17 protein-coding genes are annotated in these 20,490 nt (G+C 46.7%); 7 read left to right on the top strand and 10 right to left on the bottom strand.

All coding sequences use genetic code 11. The features are described from left to right. Positions 1-192: 192 nt before the first annotated feature. Together QUA83_RS08330 and QUA83_RS08325 are read right to left on the bottom strand one after the other, a co-directional pair. A complete protein-coding gene (locus tag QUA83_RS08330) occupies positions 193-414 on the bottom strand; it encodes a hypothetical protein (protein ID WP_333107641.1) in 222 nt (73 codons plus the stop codon). Continuing rightward, complete coding sequence (locus tag QUA83_RS08325) at positions 411-2,180, bottom strand: S8 family peptidase (protein WP_333292515.1); 1,770 nt, start codon at positions 2,178-2,180, stop codon at positions 411-413. Before QUA83_RS08325 ends, QUA83_RS08330 begins: the two co-directional genes overlap by 4 nt. A gap of 254 nt (positions 2,181-2,434) precedes the next feature. Here QUA83_RS08325 and QUA83_RS08320 point away from each other — a divergent pair, with 254 nt between their 5' ends. From QUA83_RS08320 to QUA83_RS08300, 5 genes are all read left to right on the top strand, one after another. Then, entirely contained in the window at positions 2,435-2,851 is a 417-nt protein-coding gene (locus tag QUA83_RS08320) for a hypothetical protein (RefSeq protein ID WP_333292512.1), read from the top strand. 437 nt (positions 2,852-3,288) lie between these two features. Continuing rightward, the gene (locus QUA83_RS08315) at positions 3,289-4,986 is read left to right on the top strand and encodes a pentapeptide repeat-containing protein (RefSeq protein WP_333292511.1); all 1,698 of its coding nucleotides are present in this window, start codon (positions 3,289-3,291) and stop codon (positions 4,984-4,986) included. Positions 4,987-5,475: 489 nt separating this feature from the next. Beyond that, entirely contained in the window at positions 5,476-7,671 is a 2,196-nt protein-coding gene (locus tag QUA83_RS08310) for a S8 family serine peptidase (protein ID WP_333292510.1), read from the top strand. Positions 7,672-7,693: 22 nt separating this feature from the next. Beyond that, complete coding sequence (locus QUA83_RS08305; RefSeq protein ID WP_333292509.1) at positions 7,694-7,870, top strand: hypothetical protein; 177 nt, start codon at positions 7,694-7,696, stop codon at positions 7,868-7,870. A 9-nt stretch (positions 7,871-7,879) separates the two neighbouring features. Further along, positions 7,880-8,041, top strand: coding sequence for a hypothetical protein (locus QUA83_RS08300; protein ID WP_333292508.1), 162 nt, complete (start codon positions 7,880-7,882; stop codon positions 8,039-8,041). 50 nt (positions 8,042-8,091) lie between these two features. Here the strand turns inward: QUA83_RS08300 and QUA83_RS08295 are convergent, their stop codons facing one another. From QUA83_RS08295 to QUA83_RS08270, 6 genes are all read right to left on the bottom strand, one after another. Then, positions 8,092-9,174 carry a patatin-like phospholipase family protein gene (locus tag QUA83_RS08295; RefSeq protein WP_333292507.1) on the bottom strand — a complete coding sequence of 361 codons (1,083 nt, stop codon included), beginning with the start codon at positions 9,172-9,174 and terminating at the stop codon, positions 8,092-8,094. 230 nt (positions 9,175-9,404) lie between these two features. Then, entirely contained in the window at positions 9,405-9,935 is a 531-nt protein-coding gene (locus QUA83_RS08290) for a peptidoglycan-binding protein (RefSeq protein WP_333292506.1), read from the bottom strand. Positions 9,936-10,235: 300 nt separating this feature from the next. Next, the gene (locus QUA83_RS08285; RefSeq protein ID WP_333292505.1) at positions 10,236-12,329 is read right to left on the bottom strand and encodes a HEAT repeat domain-containing protein; all 2,094 of its coding nucleotides are present in this window, start codon (positions 12,327-12,329) and stop codon (positions 10,236-10,238) included. A gap of 366 nt (positions 12,330-12,695) precedes the next feature. After that, positions 12,696-13,055, bottom strand: coding sequence for a nitrite reductase small subunit NirD (gene nirD / locus QUA83_RS08280; protein WP_333057424.1), 360 nt, complete (start codon positions 13,053-13,055; stop codon positions 12,696-12,698). A 261-nt stretch (positions 13,056-13,316) separates the two neighbouring features. After that, the gene (gene nirB, locus QUA83_RS08275) at positions 13,317-15,881 is read right to left on the bottom strand and encodes a nitrite reductase large subunit NirB (RefSeq protein WP_333292504.1); all 2,565 of its coding nucleotides are present in this window, start codon (positions 15,879-15,881) and stop codon (positions 13,317-13,319) included. A 386-nt stretch (positions 15,882-16,267) separates the two neighbouring features. Then, the gene (locus QUA83_RS08270) at positions 16,268-17,056 is read right to left on the bottom strand and encodes an ABC-2 family transporter protein (protein ID WP_333292503.1); all 789 of its coding nucleotides are present in this window, start codon (positions 17,054-17,056) and stop codon (positions 16,268-16,270) included. A gap of 42 nt (positions 17,057-17,098) precedes the next feature. Here QUA83_RS08270 and QUA83_RS08265 point away from each other — a divergent pair, with 42 nt between their 5' ends. Continuing rightward, positions 17,099-17,455, top strand: coding sequence for a hypothetical protein (locus QUA83_RS08265; RefSeq protein WP_333292502.1), 357 nt, complete (start codon positions 17,099-17,101; stop codon positions 17,453-17,455). Here QUA83_RS08265 and QUA83_RS08260 read toward each other — a convergent pair. After that, positions 17,421-18,401, bottom strand: a complete 981-nt coding sequence (locus QUA83_RS08260) for an ATP-binding cassette domain-containing protein (protein ID WP_333292501.1) — start codon at positions 18,399-18,401, stop codon at positions 17,421-17,423. The two genes, QUA83_RS08265 and QUA83_RS08260, sit on opposite strands and share 35 nt — an antisense overlap. Positions 18,402-18,599: 198 nt before the next feature. On the opposite strand from QUA83_RS08260, the gene QUA83_RS08255 reads away from it, so the two are divergent. Next, complete coding sequence (locus QUA83_RS08255; RefSeq protein ID WP_333292500.1) at positions 18,600-19,409, top strand: calcium-binding protein; 810 nt, start codon at positions 18,600-18,602, stop codon at positions 19,407-19,409. A 60-nt stretch (positions 19,410-19,469) separates the two neighbouring features. Here QUA83_RS08255 and QUA83_RS08250 read toward each other — a convergent pair whose 3' ends face one another. Next, on the bottom strand, positions 19,470-20,477 hold the full coding sequence (locus QUA83_RS08250) for an NAD(P)-dependent alcohol dehydrogenase (RefSeq protein ID WP_333292499.1): 1,008 nt from the start codon (positions 20,475-20,477) through the stop codon (positions 19,470-19,472). Positions 20,478-20,490: the final 13 nt, after the last annotated feature.

Genomic DNA, 20,490 nt, shown 5'->3' with positions numbered 1-20,490 from the left:
TCTTGATGTACTCCACAGTACCGTTTAAAGTCTGCAGGGTTCAACTTTTGTAATTGTTCGTAATTCATCTTATTAATCTAATTTTTTATTTTATTTTACCTAGAACGAGCGCACTTTCGCAAGAGGTCTAATAAACCCCAGCCAATTTTGGCCGGGGTTTTTTTTGCTCGAAAGCTGGATTAGTCGATCGACCTACAACACGTCAAAAGACTGCACCTCAAGCACCGGGCCGATCATAGCAAAAGTCATCACATCCTTGCGGACTTCACCTTTAACACTGACTTTCAAACCAGCTTTTTTCAAGTCAGAAGGAGCATCCTTAAGTTCGTAAGTTTCCCCATCTTGGCCAACCAAAGCCCAAGTTCCCGGGCCTAATCCTTTGCGTTCAATTTCACCTTTGACAGTAATACTCATGCCGATCGCACCTCTGTTTTAATTGCTAAACGCGCCAGTCCGAAACACAGAAAAGCATTGACAATCAAAAATGTTTGTGATACCAAACCTGTGCCCAATCCCCAGACTGTGGGAGACACAAAAGCATTCACTGCTAAACTGCTAGCAAAGCCGATCGAAATTGCGATCGCGATCCACTTCCACTGTTGATGTCCCAACAGCAAAGCAATCAAAATCCCAGGAATCAAAACGCTAGCAAAAAAGGGATTCAGCATACTGCTGCCATTAATTGCACCGCCGAGTTCAGGAATAGAACTGCCCATCACCCGCATCGGCCACTGCGGCAAGTCAAATACAAACAAGTTCCGCAGGAAAAAGAACCCTGAACTACCAGCAATCAAGCCACCGGAAAAGCCCCAAGTCCAGGCGAAGGGGAAATAATTCCGCATCAAGAAAGCCAGCAGGTAAGAACCGAGCACCATTGCAATTTTAGGCAACAGGGCGACTGCACCGCCGTCAATCCAAAAGCGGGGGTTGAGATAGCCGTTATCGCGCAGCCAGCGGAAGAAATCGCGGAAGTTGATTTGTCCGCGCTGGGCTAGCTGAACTGCTGCGGCTGCGTCTAGGTGTCCTGAACCAAAATGGTTTAAGGGATCTTCAGTGACAGTTCGCGAGGACTGCAAGAGTACGCTGCGAATTGCGTCTGGTTCTGTGATGCCGGAAGTCTTGACAAGGGCTGCAACGGCTGCAACGTGGGGAGAAGCCATGCTAGTGCCTTGGTAGCCTTCAAAGACTTCGGCGCCGGTTTCCGGGTCGATCGTACTTTGCAGGATTTTGCCCATTTCAGAACCGCCGGGGGCTGCAATGTCAACCCCTGCGCCGAAATTGGAGTAAGAGGCTTTTTCGTCGTCGGGGCCGAGGGCGGAAACGCCGATGACGTGGGGATAGCGGGCGGGATAGGAAGCGGAACTGTCGCCGGAGTTGCCGGCGGCTGCGATGATGACAACGCCTTTAGAGTGGGCGTAGTCGATCGCCTCTTCCATTAACTGACTTTCGCCACCGCCGCCTAAACTCATGTTGATGACATCTGCGCCGTTGTCAGCAGCAAATTTAATTGCTTCGGCGATGTCAGAAACCGTGCCACCACCGCTGCCGCCTAACACTTTTAGCGGCATTAAAGCTGCTTCGTAGGCAATGCCCGCGACGCCGTAATTGTTGTTAGTTGATTGGGCGACAGTACCTGCGACGTGAGTACCGTGGCCGTTGTCATCGTAGGCCTCGGCGCGATCGTTTACAAAGTCGTAGCCCGGTACAAATTTGGTTTCTTTTAAGTCAGCGACTGGACTAATACCCGTGTCAATTATCGCTACTGTTGTGCCGCTGCCTTTGGTTTCGTTCCAGGCAGATTCTACATTGATGCTGCGGAGATTCCACTGCTTGGTATACATGGGGTCGTTGGGAATCTCGAAAGCGCTGTAGACGTAGTTCGGTTCAATGTATTCGGTATCTTTAGCCAAATTTGATTTTCTCAGGGCGTTTAGCAAAGTGCGATCGCCCTTAACTACATATACATTGTCGGCCGCTGAGAATTCGCTGTTGAGTTGCGGTGCGATTTGGTACTGTTGGGCGATCGCATTTACTTCTTTCGCAATCTCAGCAGCACCCAAATCTTCGCGGAAATCAAGCACAATCGAGTCGTAAGTGCCTTGAGTAGCAAGTCCTGGGAAATTAGAAATCGCCCAGCCGAGCCCGATTAAAAATAAGCACAGAAGGAAAAACTTTTTCATGGCCGATCGTCCGTTTAGGGAAGGCGTGTTCACCACAATAACCCAATTTTCACCGCCAGTGCCAGTTTTCCTTGCTGCGACTTGTGGGGATCTCGCACGCGGGGGTTTGGTAGTTTTCGGCGGTGGCTGTTGCTCGCTCATAAATGGCTCTAATTTCTAGTTGAAATTGCAGAGCAAGTTTTAGGAGTTCAATTAATTGTATCATTAGAGAAGATGACAAACAAAACCTGGACTATTTTCAACAAGGGTATTGCATGGAAAGAGGTTTAATGTGGCTGCCGCTGCTGGCAATTTTTATTGGGCTGGCTTGGGCTGGATGGAACGAGTATCAAAAGCTGGAAGCGTATCGCGTCTGGGCAGAACAATTCGCTAAAGCCAAGTACGATATTTATGCTGTACTCGGTCAGCAAGAAGACAGTTTAACTTGGGGAAAACCTACTCGCAGCGGGCCTGTGAATTTGCAAACTTTTTCTTTAAAAGACGTGCAGTCGCTGCGGTTGTTAGTCAACTCTCAGGCAGTGGATTTAGACTCGCCCCCGAGTTCTGGAAGTCCAATCGCCCTCGAATTTTTGTTGAAAGATGCTGCTGCGGTGCAGGTTCCTTTTACAGAAATTCCTCTAGCGACTAAATGGGGAAAACACTTGCAGCAAGAATTGCAGCGCTTTAGGTAAAAACACTCTCCGGCTGGGCAGCTTATCAGATATGAACTCTGCTACTTGAAGTTACAAAAGTCTGTAAAACTGGTAGTAGAAATAGAACTGACGCACCAAATCCTTTGACCTGCCATCTATAGGGGTAAAGTACCCACGGATCACCCGGAGGACATGAGTTATTGCAGTAAGTAGTAGGAGTAGTGTCCCCGTGCCTAGCCCGCTGGTGTTTCGTCCTTACCTTACAGTTAAATTTATTGACCGTAAGCATCCAAGATACAAGCCCCCGGATTCATCCGTCCAGAAATAAAAAATCTGTATCCGAGAAACTTCCCCCCCGAATTTATCGGTGGGGTCAATGCTTCAATTCTTTAATCTAAAATCTAAAATCTAAAATCTAAAATCGATTGACCAGCGCGTCCTAAAACAGCTCAATTGCTAGCCCCCAAATCTGCGGAATGCAAACACAAGAATTTTTACAGCGCTATCAACAGGGAGAGCGCAACTTTGGTCACATTGACCTCAGCGGCGCTAGTTTAAGCGGTGTTAACCTGCGAGAAATAGACCTCACTGGTGCTAACTTGACCGGCGCTAATTTAAGCTGGTCTTTTTTGAGCAATGCCAAGTTGATAGGGGCTTGTTTGCGACGCGCGGATCTCCGCAGTGCGGGGCTGGCTGGGGCGAATCTGAGCGGGGCAAATTTGAGCGGGGCAAATCTTGCTAAAGCGGATTTGCGCCTTGCTTGTTTGAAAGCAGCAGAACTCAATTGGGCCGCGTTCCCCGAAGCAGATTTGGGCGGTGCTAATCTTCAGGGAGTTAAATCTGACCAGATTAATTTTGCCGGGGCTAAACTCGACGGCGCGAAGTTGATGGCGGCGGAATTGATGGAGGCGAATCTCAACCGCGCCAGTCTTGTTGGTGCTAATTTAACGGGTGCTAATTTGCGGGAAGCGCATTTAGTGGAAGCGAATTTGCGATCGGCAATTTTAATCGGTGTAAATTTGATTGAATCTGACTTGAATGGCGCTCAAATGCGATCGGCAAATCTGACGGGTGCTGACTTGCACCGAGCTGTGCTGGCCGGGGCGGATTTGACTGAGGCGGTGCTGGATAACGCTGATTTGAGTCGAGCTAATCTTGCGGGTTCTTATTTATTGAAAGCGAGTTTTAAGAAGGCACTTTTGCTGCGAGCTAACCTGCAAGGAGTGTATTTGCTGCGGGCTGATTTGAGCGAAGCTAATTTGCGAAGTGCTGATTTGCGGAAAGCTGATTTGAGTGGCGCTTATTTGATGGATGCGATGTTGGGTGAGGCGGATTTAAGAGAAGCTTGTTTGATTGAGTGCCGTTTTATTCGGACGAATTTGGAGGGGGCGCAGCTTACGGGTTGCTGCATTCAAAATTGGCAAGTTCAAGATGTCGATCTGTCGAGAGTTGACTGCAGCTATGTTTTTACTCAGTTTGATTATACTGCGAAAGTTGCGGCAAATCGCTTTCCGGTCGATCGCGATTTTGAGTCGGGGGAATTGGGGCGGCAGCATCAAGAGGACAGTTCTATTGTCAAGGTGTTTTTTGAGGAAGCTCCTAATTGGGAGGCTTTGGTTTTTACGCTGCGTCGCGTGGAGTTGGAAAGCCGCGAACTCAAATTGAATGTTCAATTTTTTGAGTCTGCGGGAGAACAAAATTTACTGCGGTTGAGCGCGAACCGTTTGGTGAACGGCAAGATTTTGGGCGATCGCATTTTGGAGCTTTATCCAGATATGTTGGAAAAGGTTTTAGCCAAGGGCGCTGAAATTTTGACTTTGCTCGACTTGGCTTTTCCTAGTAACAATGCGGAGCCGAGTCCCAAGGAGGCGTTGCTCAGAAGACAGGAAATCTACCAGCGGATGGTCCGCCAAATTTCGTTTATTTTGATGTCTCAGACGCCGGATAAATTTTCCGACAGCGTGCAGCGGCTGTTGGATTATTTGAAGCAGCAAGGTATCCCGACGGAGCAGATTCAAAAGAAAGTCATCAGTCAGGCGATCGTGCAGCGGGCCAAGCAAGACCCGGTATTTCGGGAACAGTTGCTCACGTGGGAGAAAACGGCGTCCGCTCGTGTTCGCGGTTCGATGATGGGGGAAGCGGTGCGGTATGCGATCGGCTTTTTATCAGAATAAATCGATATGTGCGATCGGTACAGGAGATGTTCGCACGGTTTCTGGGACTTGCTGATTTACGGTATGAAAGGCTAAATATGCAACTCGTATCAACCATTACATACCAAGCTTCGGGATTTTTAACTGATTTTTTTGATACCTTGATTAAGCAACGCGTTTGTGTTAGCTCCTATACATTCTGTTGTATTGACAAAATATTCCCTAGTCCCGAAATCACCAGGCTGGCGATCGCAAGCTCGATCGAGTCAGGAAGAGGAACATAATCTTCTTGAAGAATTGCAGGACTGAGGCGATTGTCATAATTAGTAAGGTGCCTCAGATATCGAAACCCTCAATAACCGTTCGAGCAATTTACCTGACGCACCGTAAACTTAAATTTTAGTGTGCCAATTGCGTAAGTCCTGTATTGTTAAAAAACGTTGCAATTTCACGATCATTTTTTTTTCCTTATTAAAATACATTTGTTAATCTGACCAGGAGCATCTTGTTATGAATAGTTCCAGCAGTGACGCTAACTTTTTCGATCTAACTCCCAATTCTGATTACTTCAGGCTAACCCCAGGACTTTTAAACCCCTTCACCAGAGGACTGCGGGCTTTAGAAGGTAATGATATTGTGATTGGTTCGGTCTCTCCAGAATTGCTCGATCGCGGTGGCGGTCAGAATTTCCTGTTAGGAGGTAGCGGTAACGATGCCCTATTGGGCGGGAATTTTGATGACTTCATCTCTGGCAACTTTGGGAACAATACCCTCGTTGGAGGTCAAGGAACAGACTCGCTGCACAGTAGTCAAGGCAGCGACATACTTACAGGTTCTGATGGCCAAGACAGTTCGGTTAGCAATTTGGGTGGAAACACGCTAATTGGTGGTAGTGGCAATGACTCTTTTGTACCCCAAACCGAACGAAAAGCAGCAGCAGTAGGAATAACAGACCTCGGTACTCTGAAAAATTCAATTAGCCTGAATGGCTTCGTAGATGAAAACGACATCCAAGATATTTACACTTTCACCACTGACACACCCAGTAGTATCATATTAGAACTCAGCGGTTTGAGTGCGGACGCTGATTTATGGTTTGGGAGGGATATTAATGGCGATGGTAGCCTGAGTCGAGATGAAATCTCTGCCTCCCAGAATTTGGGAATTGAGCCAGAAGTAATGATAAGTCGCTTTTCTTTACCAAGTACATACTCTGTCTTAGTTCGACAAGGTGTACGGGGAGCTAACACCAGCTACAACCTGAATATAACTTTCAAGCCAATTCAGGTTTTGCTGAATCAACTTACTTCTCTGGGCACATTCAGCAACGGAGTCAAGGGTTCGGGGGACGGCTTTGTTAATGAAAACCAACCTGCACAACTCTACAAATTCGATCTCCCGCAACCCAGCAACCTTCAAGTCAACTTGCGGGGAATGTCTCCAGGTACAGATGCGGATTTAGTGCTGTTTCAGGATGTCAACAATAACAACAAGGTTGATTTTGGTGAAATTCTTGGCGTTCCTCAACAGCAAGGCAACAATCCAGAGGAAATTTTCTTTATGGGTTTATCAGCAGGTACTTATTATCTCGGAGTCAACCCTTTTGTAGGCAGCACACTCTACAATCTCAGCATCTTAGCTGCACCTACAACAGATAAGTTCAACAGCTTGTTTGGCTACGGACTGGTGGATGCAGCAGCGGCAGTTGCGGCGGCCACTGGTAAACAGTTGGATGCTGCTAACCCGCTCACCAGTGCAGCGGTAAAAAATAACATAGGAGACTTAAACCTGATCGATGTTGCCCCAGCCTGGAAAGCAGGATACACGGGTAAAGGTGTTGTGGTTGCGGTACTGGATAGTGGCGTTGACTTGAGTCATCCCGATTTACAGAGCAATATCTGGCGGAATCCTAAAGAAATTCCGGGGAATGGTATTGATGACGATCTCAACGGAGTTGGTGATGATGTAAATGGGTGGGATTTTGTGGATGGCGATGCCAATCCCTCCCCAGATTTAAGAGATCCGGAACAGGATCACGGAACTCACGTAGCAGGAATTATTGGGGCGAAAAGAAATGGAATTGACATCAATTCTCCCAATAATACCTTAGAAATGAATGGGGTCGCTTATGATGCTCAGATTATGCCGATTAGGGTGTTGGGCAGCAAAGGTGGGAAAGATAAAGATATCGCTGATGGCATTCGCTATGCGGTTAATAATGGCGCAGATGTTATTAACATGAGTTTGGGCCGACTGGTTGCTGCTCCGGAAGTACGACAAGCCCTAGAATATGCCAAGCAACGCGGAGTTTTTGTGGTAATGTCAGCGGGAAATGAGAGGGATAAACTCAACCCTAGCGAACCAGGTTTTCCAGCATTTTATGCTTTCGATAATTTGGGAATAGCTGTCGGAGCAGTAACAAGTTTTCCAGCCAAACAGGTGACAACATTTTCCAATCCTGCTGGTTCGATACCAACAAATTTTGTGGTTGCTCCCGGTCATGAAGTCTTATCTACAATTCCGATTAAGCCGGGAAACGTAGGTTATGACTTCAAGCAGGGAACGTCTCAGGCTGCCCCCTATGTTGCGGGTGTAATTGCTCTCATGCTTCAGGCGAATCCAAACCTAACTCCTGACCAAATTTTGGCAATTCTGACTGAAACAGCAAAACCTGAAGGAATTACCCCGGAAGTTCGTGAGACATAATTAAAAACTGTTGGGAAATTTCTTGAACCCCGGTTTCTTGGACAATCCTGGACGCAACATCACCACAGACGGGGCAACCACGGGGGATTGTCGCTACATTTCACGGGCTTGTCCAGAGGCTTTGCGTCGAGGACTGTTGGAGAAACTGGGGTATGGTTTTTGTTTACCAATCTTGGCTGTGCAGCCTGCAGCCCGCTAAGGCCCGGACTTGCTCGTTAGCGTCGGAAACTGCAAGCCTCGTGCAGCAGGCCAAGCAATACCAACTTTTTCGGGAAGAGTTACTTACGTGGGAGAAAACGGTTTCGGAGTGCGATCGGTGTTAGGTAATGGGGGAAGCGGTGCGGTTTGGGATGCCCTTTTGTGGGAATGAATACACACAAAGTCTTACCCCCATTAAAAATCCTCCAACCATATCTTGATTTAACTGTCCGGTTGATTAGGATATAGTTCAGTTTCCTCCTTCAAAAGGTTACACAACTCATTCAAATCTTTCTTACTGTGTTCAATCAGTTTTTCACCTCGCTCCTCAAGGTGTTCAATATTACTGGGACTTGCGTTGTCCATTTGGTCTTGACCATTATCGCTACTCAATTGAAGTTGAAAACGATAGTAGTTTCGGTTATTTTCTTTGTCTCCTTTACTCACCATTAGCTGCTGAAGCTGAAATGCAACAGATTCGCTGTTACCATCTAAAACAACGTTAAGTAAGGGAAGTGCCCATTTGATTTGTCCCCAATTTTTTGCATCTTTATACTTATACCTCCTGGTTACAGATCCCGTACCCAAAGAAACAACAAGTGTATCCTTACGGTGTAGTTCTTCACGAGTCTTGTTCTTGTAAGAAATCATCGCCTCCATCATTGCAAGTGAGGCAGGATTATTTGCAAAAACTCCACCGTCTACCAAAGCGTAATATCCCTCATCGGTAGTATGTCCCGTTTCGAGTTTGTAGGGTGGAAAGAATGTCGGTGCCGCAGAAGTTGCCATTGCTGCCTCCCACATTTTGAATCCGCTACATACTTTGCGGCTATGAATACTGTCGCATTCCTCTGCGTCCGGATTGCTTGTAAAAAAAACTGGTGCTCTCAGTTCGATATCATAGCTGGGGATGAAAATTTCTCGTAATGCCTCTTCAACCTTAGCTTCACCTAAAAGCTCCTTTAAAACTTGTTGCCTACCTTTTGGGTTGTGCTTGGGTTGTAACAAATCATCAAAATCCAGTGGAACATACTCATTAAAAATCTTTTTTCCATATTTGCGATAGAAATTTACAAGTTCGGCAGCGGTATACTCTGGCTCACAATTGATGCTAGAGTCTGAGTTCTTTCTAGTTAAACCCAGTGCTAAAATTCCTCCTGTTGAAGTGCCGGCAATAAAATCAAACATTGTTGCTATGCGTTTTCCTGTGCGCTCTTCAATGTAGTTGAGAACGATCGCAGGAATAATACCCCGGATACCGCCACCATCAATTGAGAGAATTCTTCTCTTGAATTTAGTACCCATCACATTTACTCCTTTAGATATTGCTTAAGTTGTCAAGATAAATGAAACAAACTCATACAGCATCAAAATACCAATAACCAACGTCATCATATGGTTTCCGGTTGCCTCGGAATAAGAAAATCGAGTCAACAGTTAACACTCAACCATTGAGTTTTTGGCTCCCGACTAAACAGTCAACAGTCAACAATCATGAGGAGTGCAACCGGAATTGATATGAATCCAATCAGTTATTAGTGCGGTAACTTGCTGAGGGCGTGCCAAGTTCTATAGCCGACAATTCCATCTTGCGGTAAAGCCTTGCTCAGTTGCAATTGTCGCACGGCTACATCTGTCATCGGCCCGAAGAAGCCGTCAATGAATCCGAAATAGTATCCATTGATTTTCAAGACATTCTGAACAATTTTAACAGCATTACCAGAACTGCCCTTCATGACTACTGGCATATTCACAGGTGCACCAGAGTATAGTGCTTCCCAAGTGATAGGGCCGACAATCCCATCTTCTTTTAAAAAGACGCGGTGTTGATAGCCTTTGACCGCGTTTTGAACTTGGACACCGAAGATACCGTCAATCGGGCCAAAATAATAACCCCAATGATATAGAAGCTGTTGTAGTTCCTTGACAGCTTGACCTGTTGAACCCATTTGTAAAGTGGGTTTGTTTACTCCCGTGGTTTCAGCAAATGCCAGAGTTGATTGAGCAGTAGTATCGGCGACGAGAGCCATAGTTTCATTGTTCAAGCTTCTTTCTTCGGTGTACATAATGTGCTTCCTCTCAACATTTAAGTTTTGGTGTTTGATATTTCAGGTATAACTGGTGGAATTTGTGGATGCACAGTCACTTTTTCGAGTGTCACTCATTTGAGTGTCACTCGTTTGAGTTAGTCCCAGTGTTAACTGTTAATATCTCTTCCGGCTGCGCCCGAATGATATACTCAAAGAATGTTAAGAGTACAACGAAGACAAGTTATTCCTAAACGTCTAAAGTTGGAGCCTCCTCAAACTCCAGAAAGAAGAGCAGGCATGATGAATTTTCCGAGGTGTCTAAAGGATTTTTTCCACTTACCAGTCTTGGCTGCGTAGCCGGCGACTCGCTAAGGCCCGCACTTGCTCTTCTGCGTCGGAAACTGCAAGCGATCGCAATAACGGCACAACTCCCGGATTTTCGGGATAATGTTCGATAATCGCTTCGAGTGCTGTAAATCTGGGATTGTAAGGAAAAGAACCGTTTTGATTTTCAGGATCGCTCAAAGTTCGATCGCGCAAAAACTCAAACATTCCCGGCTCGTCTTTCCATCCCCGCATTAACTCTACCAGGGCGATCGCCCGCACCTGCGAATCTTCATCCTTTTGAGATCTACTTTTGAGCCACTCGAAAGTTTGAGACTGATTTGTTCGCCCGCGGGCTAACTTTTGCAAAGCGATTTGCCTGACAGCCGGACTCTCATCACCCTCTGCTTGAGCCTCCAGCAGCATCCAAGTTTCAGGATTGTCTGGCCAGTTGTAAGCGAGTTCAAGCACCGCCGCTTGCCGCACCAGCGCTTCCCCAGAATCGAGCTGAATTTTCAGCCAAGGCAAGGTTTCCGGGTCGTCGGGCCACCCCCGCACGATCGATCGCATCAGCACGCTCAGCAGGTGAGCATCATGCTCCAACTCGACCCGGCTTTTGAGGAAAGGCAGCGTCTCGCCCCGGTGAGACCAGCGTTTTGCGATCTCTTCCACCGCAGTTTCTCGGACGTTGAGGTGTCTGTCTGACGCGGCGAGATTTTGCAACCAGCCAAAGACTTCGAGACTGCCTGATGCCACAGTGGCGACAGCCTCCACTACTACTTGCCGCACAGTCCAGTAATCCTCGGAATCAGCTATTTTTTGCAGCAGGGGCAGGGTTTCTGGGTGGTCGGCCCAACCTGCGGCTATCTGTTGTAGGGCTATTTCTCGCAGGTCGGCGTCGCGATCGCCCAATGCTATATTTTTCAAAAAAGTCAGAGTTTCGGGGTTCCCGGGCCAGCCAGAGGCAATTGCTTGCACTGCTGAGCGCCGGACGCTAGAACTCGCGTCGGACTCGGCTTTAGTCTTCAGCAGCGGGTAAATGTCTGGTTCGTCGGGCCAGTGCGAAGCCAATTCTTCTAAGGCTGCTGTCCGCACTTCTTTGCTGCTGTCGGATTCGGCTAGGGTTTTCAGCAGCAGGCAAACGTCGGCTGCGGCGGGCCAGCCCGCTGCCAACTCCCGCACCGCTACGGTTCGCAGGATAGAACTTCCTGTCTGGGCAAGATTTTTCAGCAGGGAAACCGTGCCTAAAAGGCTGTGCCAACCTCTGGCTATTTCTTGCCACGCACAGACTCGCACTCCCAAATTTTCGTCGGATTCGGCGGCGGTTCTCAGCAGCAGTAAGGTATCTGTGCGATCGGGCCAATTAGAGGCCAATTGTTCGAGTGCTGCGGTGCGAACTGCGGGACTTTGATCTGACATAGCCAGGGCACTCAGCAGTGGCAAGGTATCGCTGGTGTCTGGCCAACCACAAGCAATTTCTCGCACACAGGTCGATCGCACTGCCCAGCTTGGATCTGATTTGGCGAGGTTTTTGAGCATCAGGTAAATTTCTGGCTGGTCTGGCCAACCACGGGCTATTGCTTCGACTGCTGTGGCTCGGACTTCGCCACAGTCGGTGGAGTGAGCGAGTATTTTCAGCCAGGGCAGGGTTTGCGGGTCGTTTTTCCAAGTTTGGGCGATCGCCGCGATCGATCGATTGCGAATTTGATAAGTTTCCTGCAATTCTTGAGCGCTTTGATAAAGAATCAGAAAACCCGTACCGTATTGCGATAACTTTTTTAAAGCGTTTAACAGTTTTTTGGCCGTTTTTTTATTAATATCATTTTTAACTTTTAACAGGCATTGCGCTGCTAAAAACAAATTAATAAATTTTTCTTGTTGACCGTTTTGCTCTGTGAGATATTCTATAATTTGGCTCGCTGTTTCTTTGTCGAGCTTAGCTGCAATTTCTCTGAGGACTTCGTGCAAAGATTCGTCCCGCCAGTGCTGGCCGAAAACTTGTATGTTGAGCTCGCCCCAAGTCAGTTGACCGATTTTGAGTTGGGCATGGATTAACTCTGCTACAGTCTGGGGATTATTTTCGGAAACAAGTTTTTTTAACAACATACCGATACCCTGCCCCTGAAGTTTGTTTGCATTGACAATCCTCGCATCAGATCCGATATTAGTTGAGATTTTTTTGAGCGAGCCTGGAGTATGGAACCAATCGCAATACGGTTCACTTAAAACTATTTATTCCTCGGAGCTCCCCCTAAATCCCCCTGGTTGTTGGGGGACGCAAGAGTAAGTTCTTGTCCCCACATTGAGAAGGGGGGCTAGGAGGGATCGAGCTTAACTCAACCGTATTGGAACCAATCGACTCTATTTTAGACGAAAAATACTGAGTCTGGAGGGCCCCAACGCAAAATCCGCCAGCACCCACAGGAATGTTAGGTGGTGGCGGATGGCGATCGAACAATTAAGGCGCTGAATCTAACTAACAGCTACTTGGACGCGATCGGCTACAACCCGAACCGCAAAAGTAGGAATCTTTACCGTTTCATCATCCAGACATTGCCCGGTAGTGAGACTAAAGTTTTGCTTGTAAATGGGAGAAGCAACTTTGAGAGTGCCGTTGCGATCGCCCACAATTCCCCGCGACAAAACAAAAGCTTTGCTAAACGGGTCGTAATTGCTAAGCGCATAAACTTCATCCCCGTTTCCCACTCGGAAAATCGCCACTTGTTCGCCTTTAACTAAAGCGCAAACTCCAGTATAAGGGGCGATCGCATCCAGAGAACACACATCTACCCAAGTAGTCACAGTATCCGAAACTTGTAATGATTGAACCATCTTCTTTTCCTGTTATTTTACTTCAATCTCGTTCCCAGTCTCCGGCTGGGAACGTAGGTTTCGAGGCTCTGCCTCGCCTCGCGGAAGGAGGCTCTGGCTTACGGTTAGAGGAGGCAGAGCCTCCGGGACTTCATTCCCAGGCAGAGCCTGGGAACGAGATTAATTTACTTCAATCTAGTGTTCTTGTTCCCCCCTTATTAAGGGGGGCTAGGGGGGATCTCCGGGTTTCCTAGGCTCTGCTTGGAAACCCGATTATATGGGTTATTCCGAAACTCCAGCCAGAGCCTTTTCATGTTCGTTAGCCGGCCGCGTTTGTCCCCGTTCCGCAACACGAACAATACTCGGATCAGGCAAATCGGAATTCACAAAATGCTGGAACCGCTGCACCTTTTGTGGGTCTTCAATCGTCGTTTTCCACTCACATTGATAAGTATTCACTAAATGTTCCATCTGCGCTTCTAATTCAGCACAAATGCCCAGATAATCATCAATTATCACCTGTTTCAAGTATTCAATTCCGCCCTCAAGTTTGTTCAACCAAGTAGCAGTGCGTTCCAATCTGTCGGCGGTGCGGATGTAGAAAACTAAGAATCGATCGATATACTTAATCAGCGTTTCCTTATCGATATCCGTCGCCAGCAAAACCGCGTGTTGTGGCTTAATACCACCGTTGCCGCACACATACAAATTCCAACCATTCTCTGTCGCAATTATCCCAAAATCTTTACTTTGAGCTTCCGCGCATTCGCGAGTGCAACCAGAGACAGCAGATTTGAGCTTGTGGGGCGATCGCAAACCACGATACCGCAATTCAACCTCGATCGCCAAACTCGTTGAATCCTGCACCCCAAAGCGGCACCAAGTGCTACCAACACAAGATTTTACAGTACGCAGAGCCTTACCGTAAGCGTGTCCCGACTCAAATCCCGCATCAATCAACCGCCGCCAAATATGCGGCAATTGATCCACGCGAGCTCCAAACAAATCAATCCGTTGCCCGCCAGTAATCTTAGTATAAAGCCCAAAATCCCTGGCAACTTCACCCAAAACAATCAACTTATCGGGAGTGATTTCTCCCCCCGGTATTCGGGGCACCACCGAATAAGTACCGTCGCGCTGAATGTTTGCCAAAAAGTAATCGTTCGTATCTTGCAAACCGACGTGAGACTTCTCTAAAATGTGGTCATTCCAAGTAGAAGCTAGCATCGAACCAACAGCCGGCTTACAAATTTCGCAACCCTTACCTTTGCCGTGTCTTTGAATCAACTCCTCAAAGGTTTTAATCTCTTGAGAACGCACTAAGTGGTACAATTCTTGACGGGAATATTCAAAATGTTCGCAGAGATGATTTTTGACTGCAAACCCAGCTTTTTTCATCTCCGACTTGAAGATATCAGTCACTAAAGGCACGCAGCCGCCGCAGCCCGTCCCAGCTTGAGTGCATTTCTTGACGCTGGCAACATCGGTTAAATTATGATCGCGAATTGCTGCACAAATCTGCCCTTTGGTAACATTATTGCAAGAACAAATTTGAGCGGAATCCGGCAAACTGTCTACTCCAAAACCGGCCGCTGCTCCCCCTTCTCGCGGTGGCATTAACAAATCTTCGGGATGCGGCGGCAGAGCAATTTCATTTTGCATGAATTGCAGCAAAGTGCCGTAAGCCGAAGCATCTCCCACGAGAATTCCGCCTAAAATTCGGCTGCCGTCTTGATTTAAAACTAATTTTTTGTAAATGCCTTGGAAGGTGTCAGTGACAACAATTTCTTTAGCATCGCCCGACTTGGGGAAAGGATCTCCAAAACTAGCGACATCCACCCCCAATAATTTGAGTTTAGTGGACATATCCGCACCTGTAAAAGTGCTTGTGGGACGGGCATCTTGCGCGTCATCCGCTACACGGCTCAAAATATCTGCTGCTACGCTTGCCATTGTATACCCAGGCGCAACTAAGCCGTAGATGCGATTTTGATACAGCGCGCATTCTCCGATCGCATAAATGTCAGGATCGGAGGTTTGGCAGCTATCATTAATCAAAATGCCACCGCGTTCTCCTACTTCTATACCGCAACTTCTGGCAATTTCGTCGCGGGGGCGAATGCCAGCAGAAAAGACAATCATATCTGTTGCCAATTCCGAACCGTCAGCAAACAGCATTTTAGTAACTTTGCCATCTTCGCTGACAATTTCTGTGGTTGATTTGCTGGTGTGAACCGAAACCCCCAACTCTTCTATTTTGCTGCGGAGAATTGCCCCGCCCATCTCGTCAACTTGCACGGGCATCAGCCGCGGCGCAAACTCAACAACGTGAGTTTTCAATCCCATATTTTGCAGGGCGTTAGCACATTCTAGACCTAACAAACCGCCGCCAATTACTACGCCTGTTTTGCAATTTTTAGCGTAATCGGACATCGCTTCCAGGTCGTCAATTGTCCGGTAAACAAAAGTTCCTGTAGCGTCTTTGCCTTTAATTGATGGCACAAATGGATAGGAACCAGTCGCGAGAACAATTTTGTCGTAGGGAACTTCTAAACCGTTGGCTGAAGAGACTATTTTGTGTTCCCGGTTAATGGCGACTGCTTTGTCGCCGATATAAATTTGGATGCCGTTTTCTTGATAAAATCCCGGTGCAACTAAAGATAAATCTCCCGCTGTTTTGCCAGAGAAAAATCCGCTGAGGTTTACGCGATCGTAAGCAACGCGCGGTTCTTCACAAAAAGTAATTAAATTCCAGTGTTTGGCAGCATCCGAGCTCACCATTAACTCCAGGAACTTGTGACCTACCATGCCATTGCCGATTACAATGAGGTTTTTTTTGGCTGTCATTAGAATCTCTTTTATCCCGTTTATCAGTCGTTGGGTTAATTAATATAAGAGTTTATTGTAAACTTTTGTACTTATATATACAAAAAATGGAGGTTTATGCAATTGTCGAATACTCGCGATTGCATTTTTGCATGATGTCTGCGATCGAGGTAAATACGGTGCTTCACCTAAGTCTTTTTGACAAAAGGATTAGTATTATACTAGGACGGACTCTAGAGTTTTATAAATTTTAATTATTATTTAACTAACAAGCGGGAAGTCCCGCGCCCAAAACCTTACGAGTGAAGCGAGGGGATGAAAACGCACAAATTAAGTGGGTTGAATGCCCACTTGATTCATAACCATTCTCGCATATGAGGAATGCTGTAGCATCAGTCCTGGGTAATTCACGCTCCCATGCCCGAATACTGCTTCAAGCCCTGCCGCCAAAGCCAGCGATTCCACACAAAAAACACCGCGCTCCAACCCAACATTACCAACAAACCGCGGCCTAGATCTACGGGCAATCCGATCAAGATTGAAGCGGGAAAATGAATCAAATAAGGAAACGGCGTCCACAAAACTACTTCGCGCACGGGTGCAGGAAACACTTCTAGCGGCGCGATAAGTCCCGATAAAAACAGGTAAATTAGAAACCAGAATTGCTCGATCGCACTTGCCCTTTCCAGCCAAAAAGCAAACAGCGCAAAGGTATACTGTATCAGGAACCGCAGACAAAAAGCCAAGACGATAACCAACAAAAACAGCAAAAACCTGCCCAAACTCGGCAGCCAAAAAGACTGCGGGTAAAGTGCAAAAAATAGCAGCACTAATCCCAATACAAACGGCAGCCTCGCAAACCTTTCGGAAATGTGAGATACGAAGTGATGCCATACGGGATCGAGAGGCTGCAACAATTTATTAGATAGCCTGCCTTGCACTACTTCCTTTTCAAACTCCCAAATCACCCAAACTACATTTGTTTGCCTGACAATGAAAGCCGCTAAAAAATAACGGGCAAAGTCGATCGAATTCAGCCCAAATTGACCAGTTTCGGCCGCCTGCATCCAGACACCCATCAAGATAAACGGCAAAGCTCCCGACAGCGCCCACAAAAACAGTTCCGCCCGGTATTCGAGCATATAAGCGTAGTAGGTAACTAGCAAAGTTTTAGCAATTTTAACAATTCTGTTCATATCAATTCTAGATTTAATTTTTCGGTTTTAGCAACGGGCAAGATGCCCGTTCCACAAAATATTGAAACTCTCGTGGAACGGGCATCTTGCCTGTTCAATTTTTCATTTTTAGCAACGGGCAAGATGCCCGTTCCACAAAATATTGAAACTCTCGTGGAACAGGCATCTTGCCTGTTCAATTTTTCGGTTTTAGCAACGGGCAAGATGCCCGTTCCACAAAATATTGAAACTCTCGTGGAACAGGCATCTTGCCTGTTCAATTTTTCGGTTTTAGCAACGGGCAAGATGCCCGTTCCACAAAATATTGAAACTTTAGTGAAACAGATATATTGCCTGCTATGGAAAATCAACCCAGCCAAAAACATTACACTTTTCCCGTGCGAAAAACTCTACCAATAACCTCTTCAATTGGCGGATCGGTAACAGTCAAATCTATCACTTCTAACTCCGCCAAAATCTTCGCCACGCTCACCGTCAGCTCTTCCCTTTTCACCAAAAATCGCACCGATTGTCCCTCAATAGATTCTACCTCGCCGTAAGCAAAAGCACTATCTTTTTCCAGCGGCTTAGCTAATTTTACCTGAACTTCCCGATAAGGTGCAAACCTGTCGAGCAATCCGTCCAAACTGCCATCATAAACTAATTGCCCTTCATGGATTAACAAAACGCGCTTGCACAAAGCAGTAATGTCAGCCATGTAATGACTCGTCAACAGCACCGTTGCTTGATAGCGCTCGTTATATTCTCGCAGAAATTGCCTAACGCTAAACTGTGCGTTTATATCCAAACCTAAAGTCGGTTCATCTAAAAATAATACCTCCGGCTGGTGCAGCAGGGCCGCCATCAATTCAGCTTTCATGCGTTCGCCTAAAGAAAGCTTTCGTACCGGCTGATTTAACTTGCCTTCTAGTGACAGCATCTCTGTCAATTCTCCGACTCGCCGCCGATAATCTGCATCGGGAATGCCGTAGACTGCGGCATTGATTCGTAGAGAGTCAAGCACAGGTAAATCCCAAATTAACTGCTGTTTCTGCCCCATCACTAAGGTGATTTTTTGCAGAAAATCTGCTTCCCGACGAAAAGGAGTACGATCGCACACTCTCACAGTACCCGCAGACGGATAAATCAAACCCGTCAGCATTTTCAGCGTAGTAGTTTTGCCCGCACCGTTAGCGCCGAGAAACCCCACCACTTCCCCAGATTCAATACTGAAAGAAACGCCCTCAACAGCTTTGACATTGCGGTAAGTGCGACTAAAAAAGTGTCGCACTGTTCCTTTAAGTCCCGGTTCTTTAATCGCTACTGGATAAACTTTGCTCAAGTCTTCAACTAAGATAATTGGCATCGGCTCAAATTTTAACTTTTATTTTAATCTAGGGTATTTCCATCAGGCTTGTGCCAAGATGGAGCGATCGAGCTATCTAGTAGGGTGCGCCAGCGACTGCTCGATCGCGAGTCAGGAAGTAACTGTGTTCTGGCGCACCCTAATAAACTGTAGAATATTGCACAATATCCATCCTCACATCGCACAAAGTTTACAATTATGGTACTCACCCCAGATAATTCAGGCATCTCTCGTTTGGTAGGAGACAATTCTCCTGAAAATATTACACTTGCACCAGGACAACTTGCTAGTTTTCCTGGGGGACTTTGGATGCTGGGCGGCAATGATACTGTCAGGGGTTCGTCAGATGCAGAACGGATTTTCGGCAACGATGGTAAAGACAGTCTGTTAGGCGGTGTCGGCAATGATTCTATTTATGCCGGCAAAGATGATGACGATGTTTTGGGAGAAACTGGCGACGATTTCTTGACAGGAGATAGAAATAGCGATTTTCTTGATGGGGGTGCGGGAAATGATTTGCTGCGCGGCGGACAAGGTGTTGATTTGTTAGTGGGCGGTGAGGGTAATGATACTTTAATTGGCGACAGAGAGGTGGATATTTACCAAGGTGGTGCAGGGAATGATGTTTTTGTTTTGCGAGTAGATCAAGCGGGAAGCAGAGTAGTTGGAATTGAAGTTCCTGACGCGGTAATTGTGGATTTTGATAAGTCTAGCGATTCGATTGGCATTAGTGTGGCATTTACCAGCAGCAATATCTCTTTGGAAGAGGTAAGTTATAGCTTGAACGATCCGAGACTGCTGCTGATCGATCCTGCAACTATAACGGGGGGAACGAGTTTGTTAGGCAAGGGTGGCATCTCCCAGCGAAGTCTCGATCCCGATGGCAACGGCCGTGTGGAAGCTACTAATATTAGATTTGGTTTTACTAATGCGTTGTTGGGTACTGTTTTGAATGTGACCCCAGCCGATTTAAACGGTCGTTTTATTAATGCTAATTCTGTGCTTTAATTCGTTGCTTATATATCTCTAGTAGGGTGCGCTAGGCGCACCTTACCGATTAGCCTTTATTTAACTCACCGTCAAAACTGCGCGATAGCGCACTTGATTGTCGCGGACTTTCTGCATTGCTTCATTCGCTTGTGCGATCGCAAAAACTTCGATAATCGGCTCAATCCCAAACTTCTCTGCAATTGACAGCATTTCATTAATCATAGCGCGACCGCCGATGAGAGAACTCACAATTCGGCGTTGCTTCACCAGCAGCGAAAATAACGGAATGCTCAAAGGTTCGTCGGGAACTCCCACAAAAGCAAGCGCACCGTTAGAATCGAGAAAATCAATGTAAGGAACCCAATCTAAAGCAGCAGGAACAGTGCTCAACAAAATATCTAATTTGCTGCTGGGGGCTTGAGGAACTTCACCTTTTCCTACTACAATAGCTTCGTCCGCCCCCATTTTATGTGCAAATTCTGCCTTATCTTGGGAAGTAGTAAAAACTGTAACGCGGTTGCCTAATTTTTTCGCAAATTGCACCGCCATGTGTCCCAATCCGCCGATGCCGAGAATGCCAATTTCTTGGCCAGAACTCATCCCTGCATTCCGCAAACCGGCGTAAACCGTAATTCCGCCGCACAACAGCGGCCCCGCTATTTTGGAATCGATGCCTTTGGGAATAGGAAAAGCAAAGCGGGAATCTACCATCAAATAATCGGCAAAACCGCCCGGGCCTGTAACAATTAATCCCTGGTTTTCATCGCAGAGATTTTCGTTACCGCGCAAGCAGTCGCGGCACTGCAAACAAGACGACCTTTGCCAACCGACACCAACGCGATCGCCCACTTTTAAATGAGTCACTTGCGGGCCTATTTCTGCCACTTCTCCGATAACTTCGTGGCCCGGAACGAGGGGATATTTTGATTGACCCCAGTCATTGTCAATCATGTGCAAGTCAGAGTGACAAATGCCACAGCTTAAAACTTTTATAATACATTCATGTACTTTTGGAGGGGCGACATCGAATTTGTATTCTTCAAGCAATCCGCCTGTTTTTTTAACTGCTAGTGCTTTGATTTGCATGGTATATTTCCTG

This window comes from Microcoleus sp. K1-B1 (genome assembly GCF_036704705.1).
Taxonomy (GTDB): Bacteria; Cyanobacteriota; Cyanobacteriia; order Cyanobacteriales; family Microcoleaceae; genus Microcoleus.
Note: the sequence above shows the minus strand (reverse complement) of the source record. Positions and strands in the feature narration are given on the sequence as shown.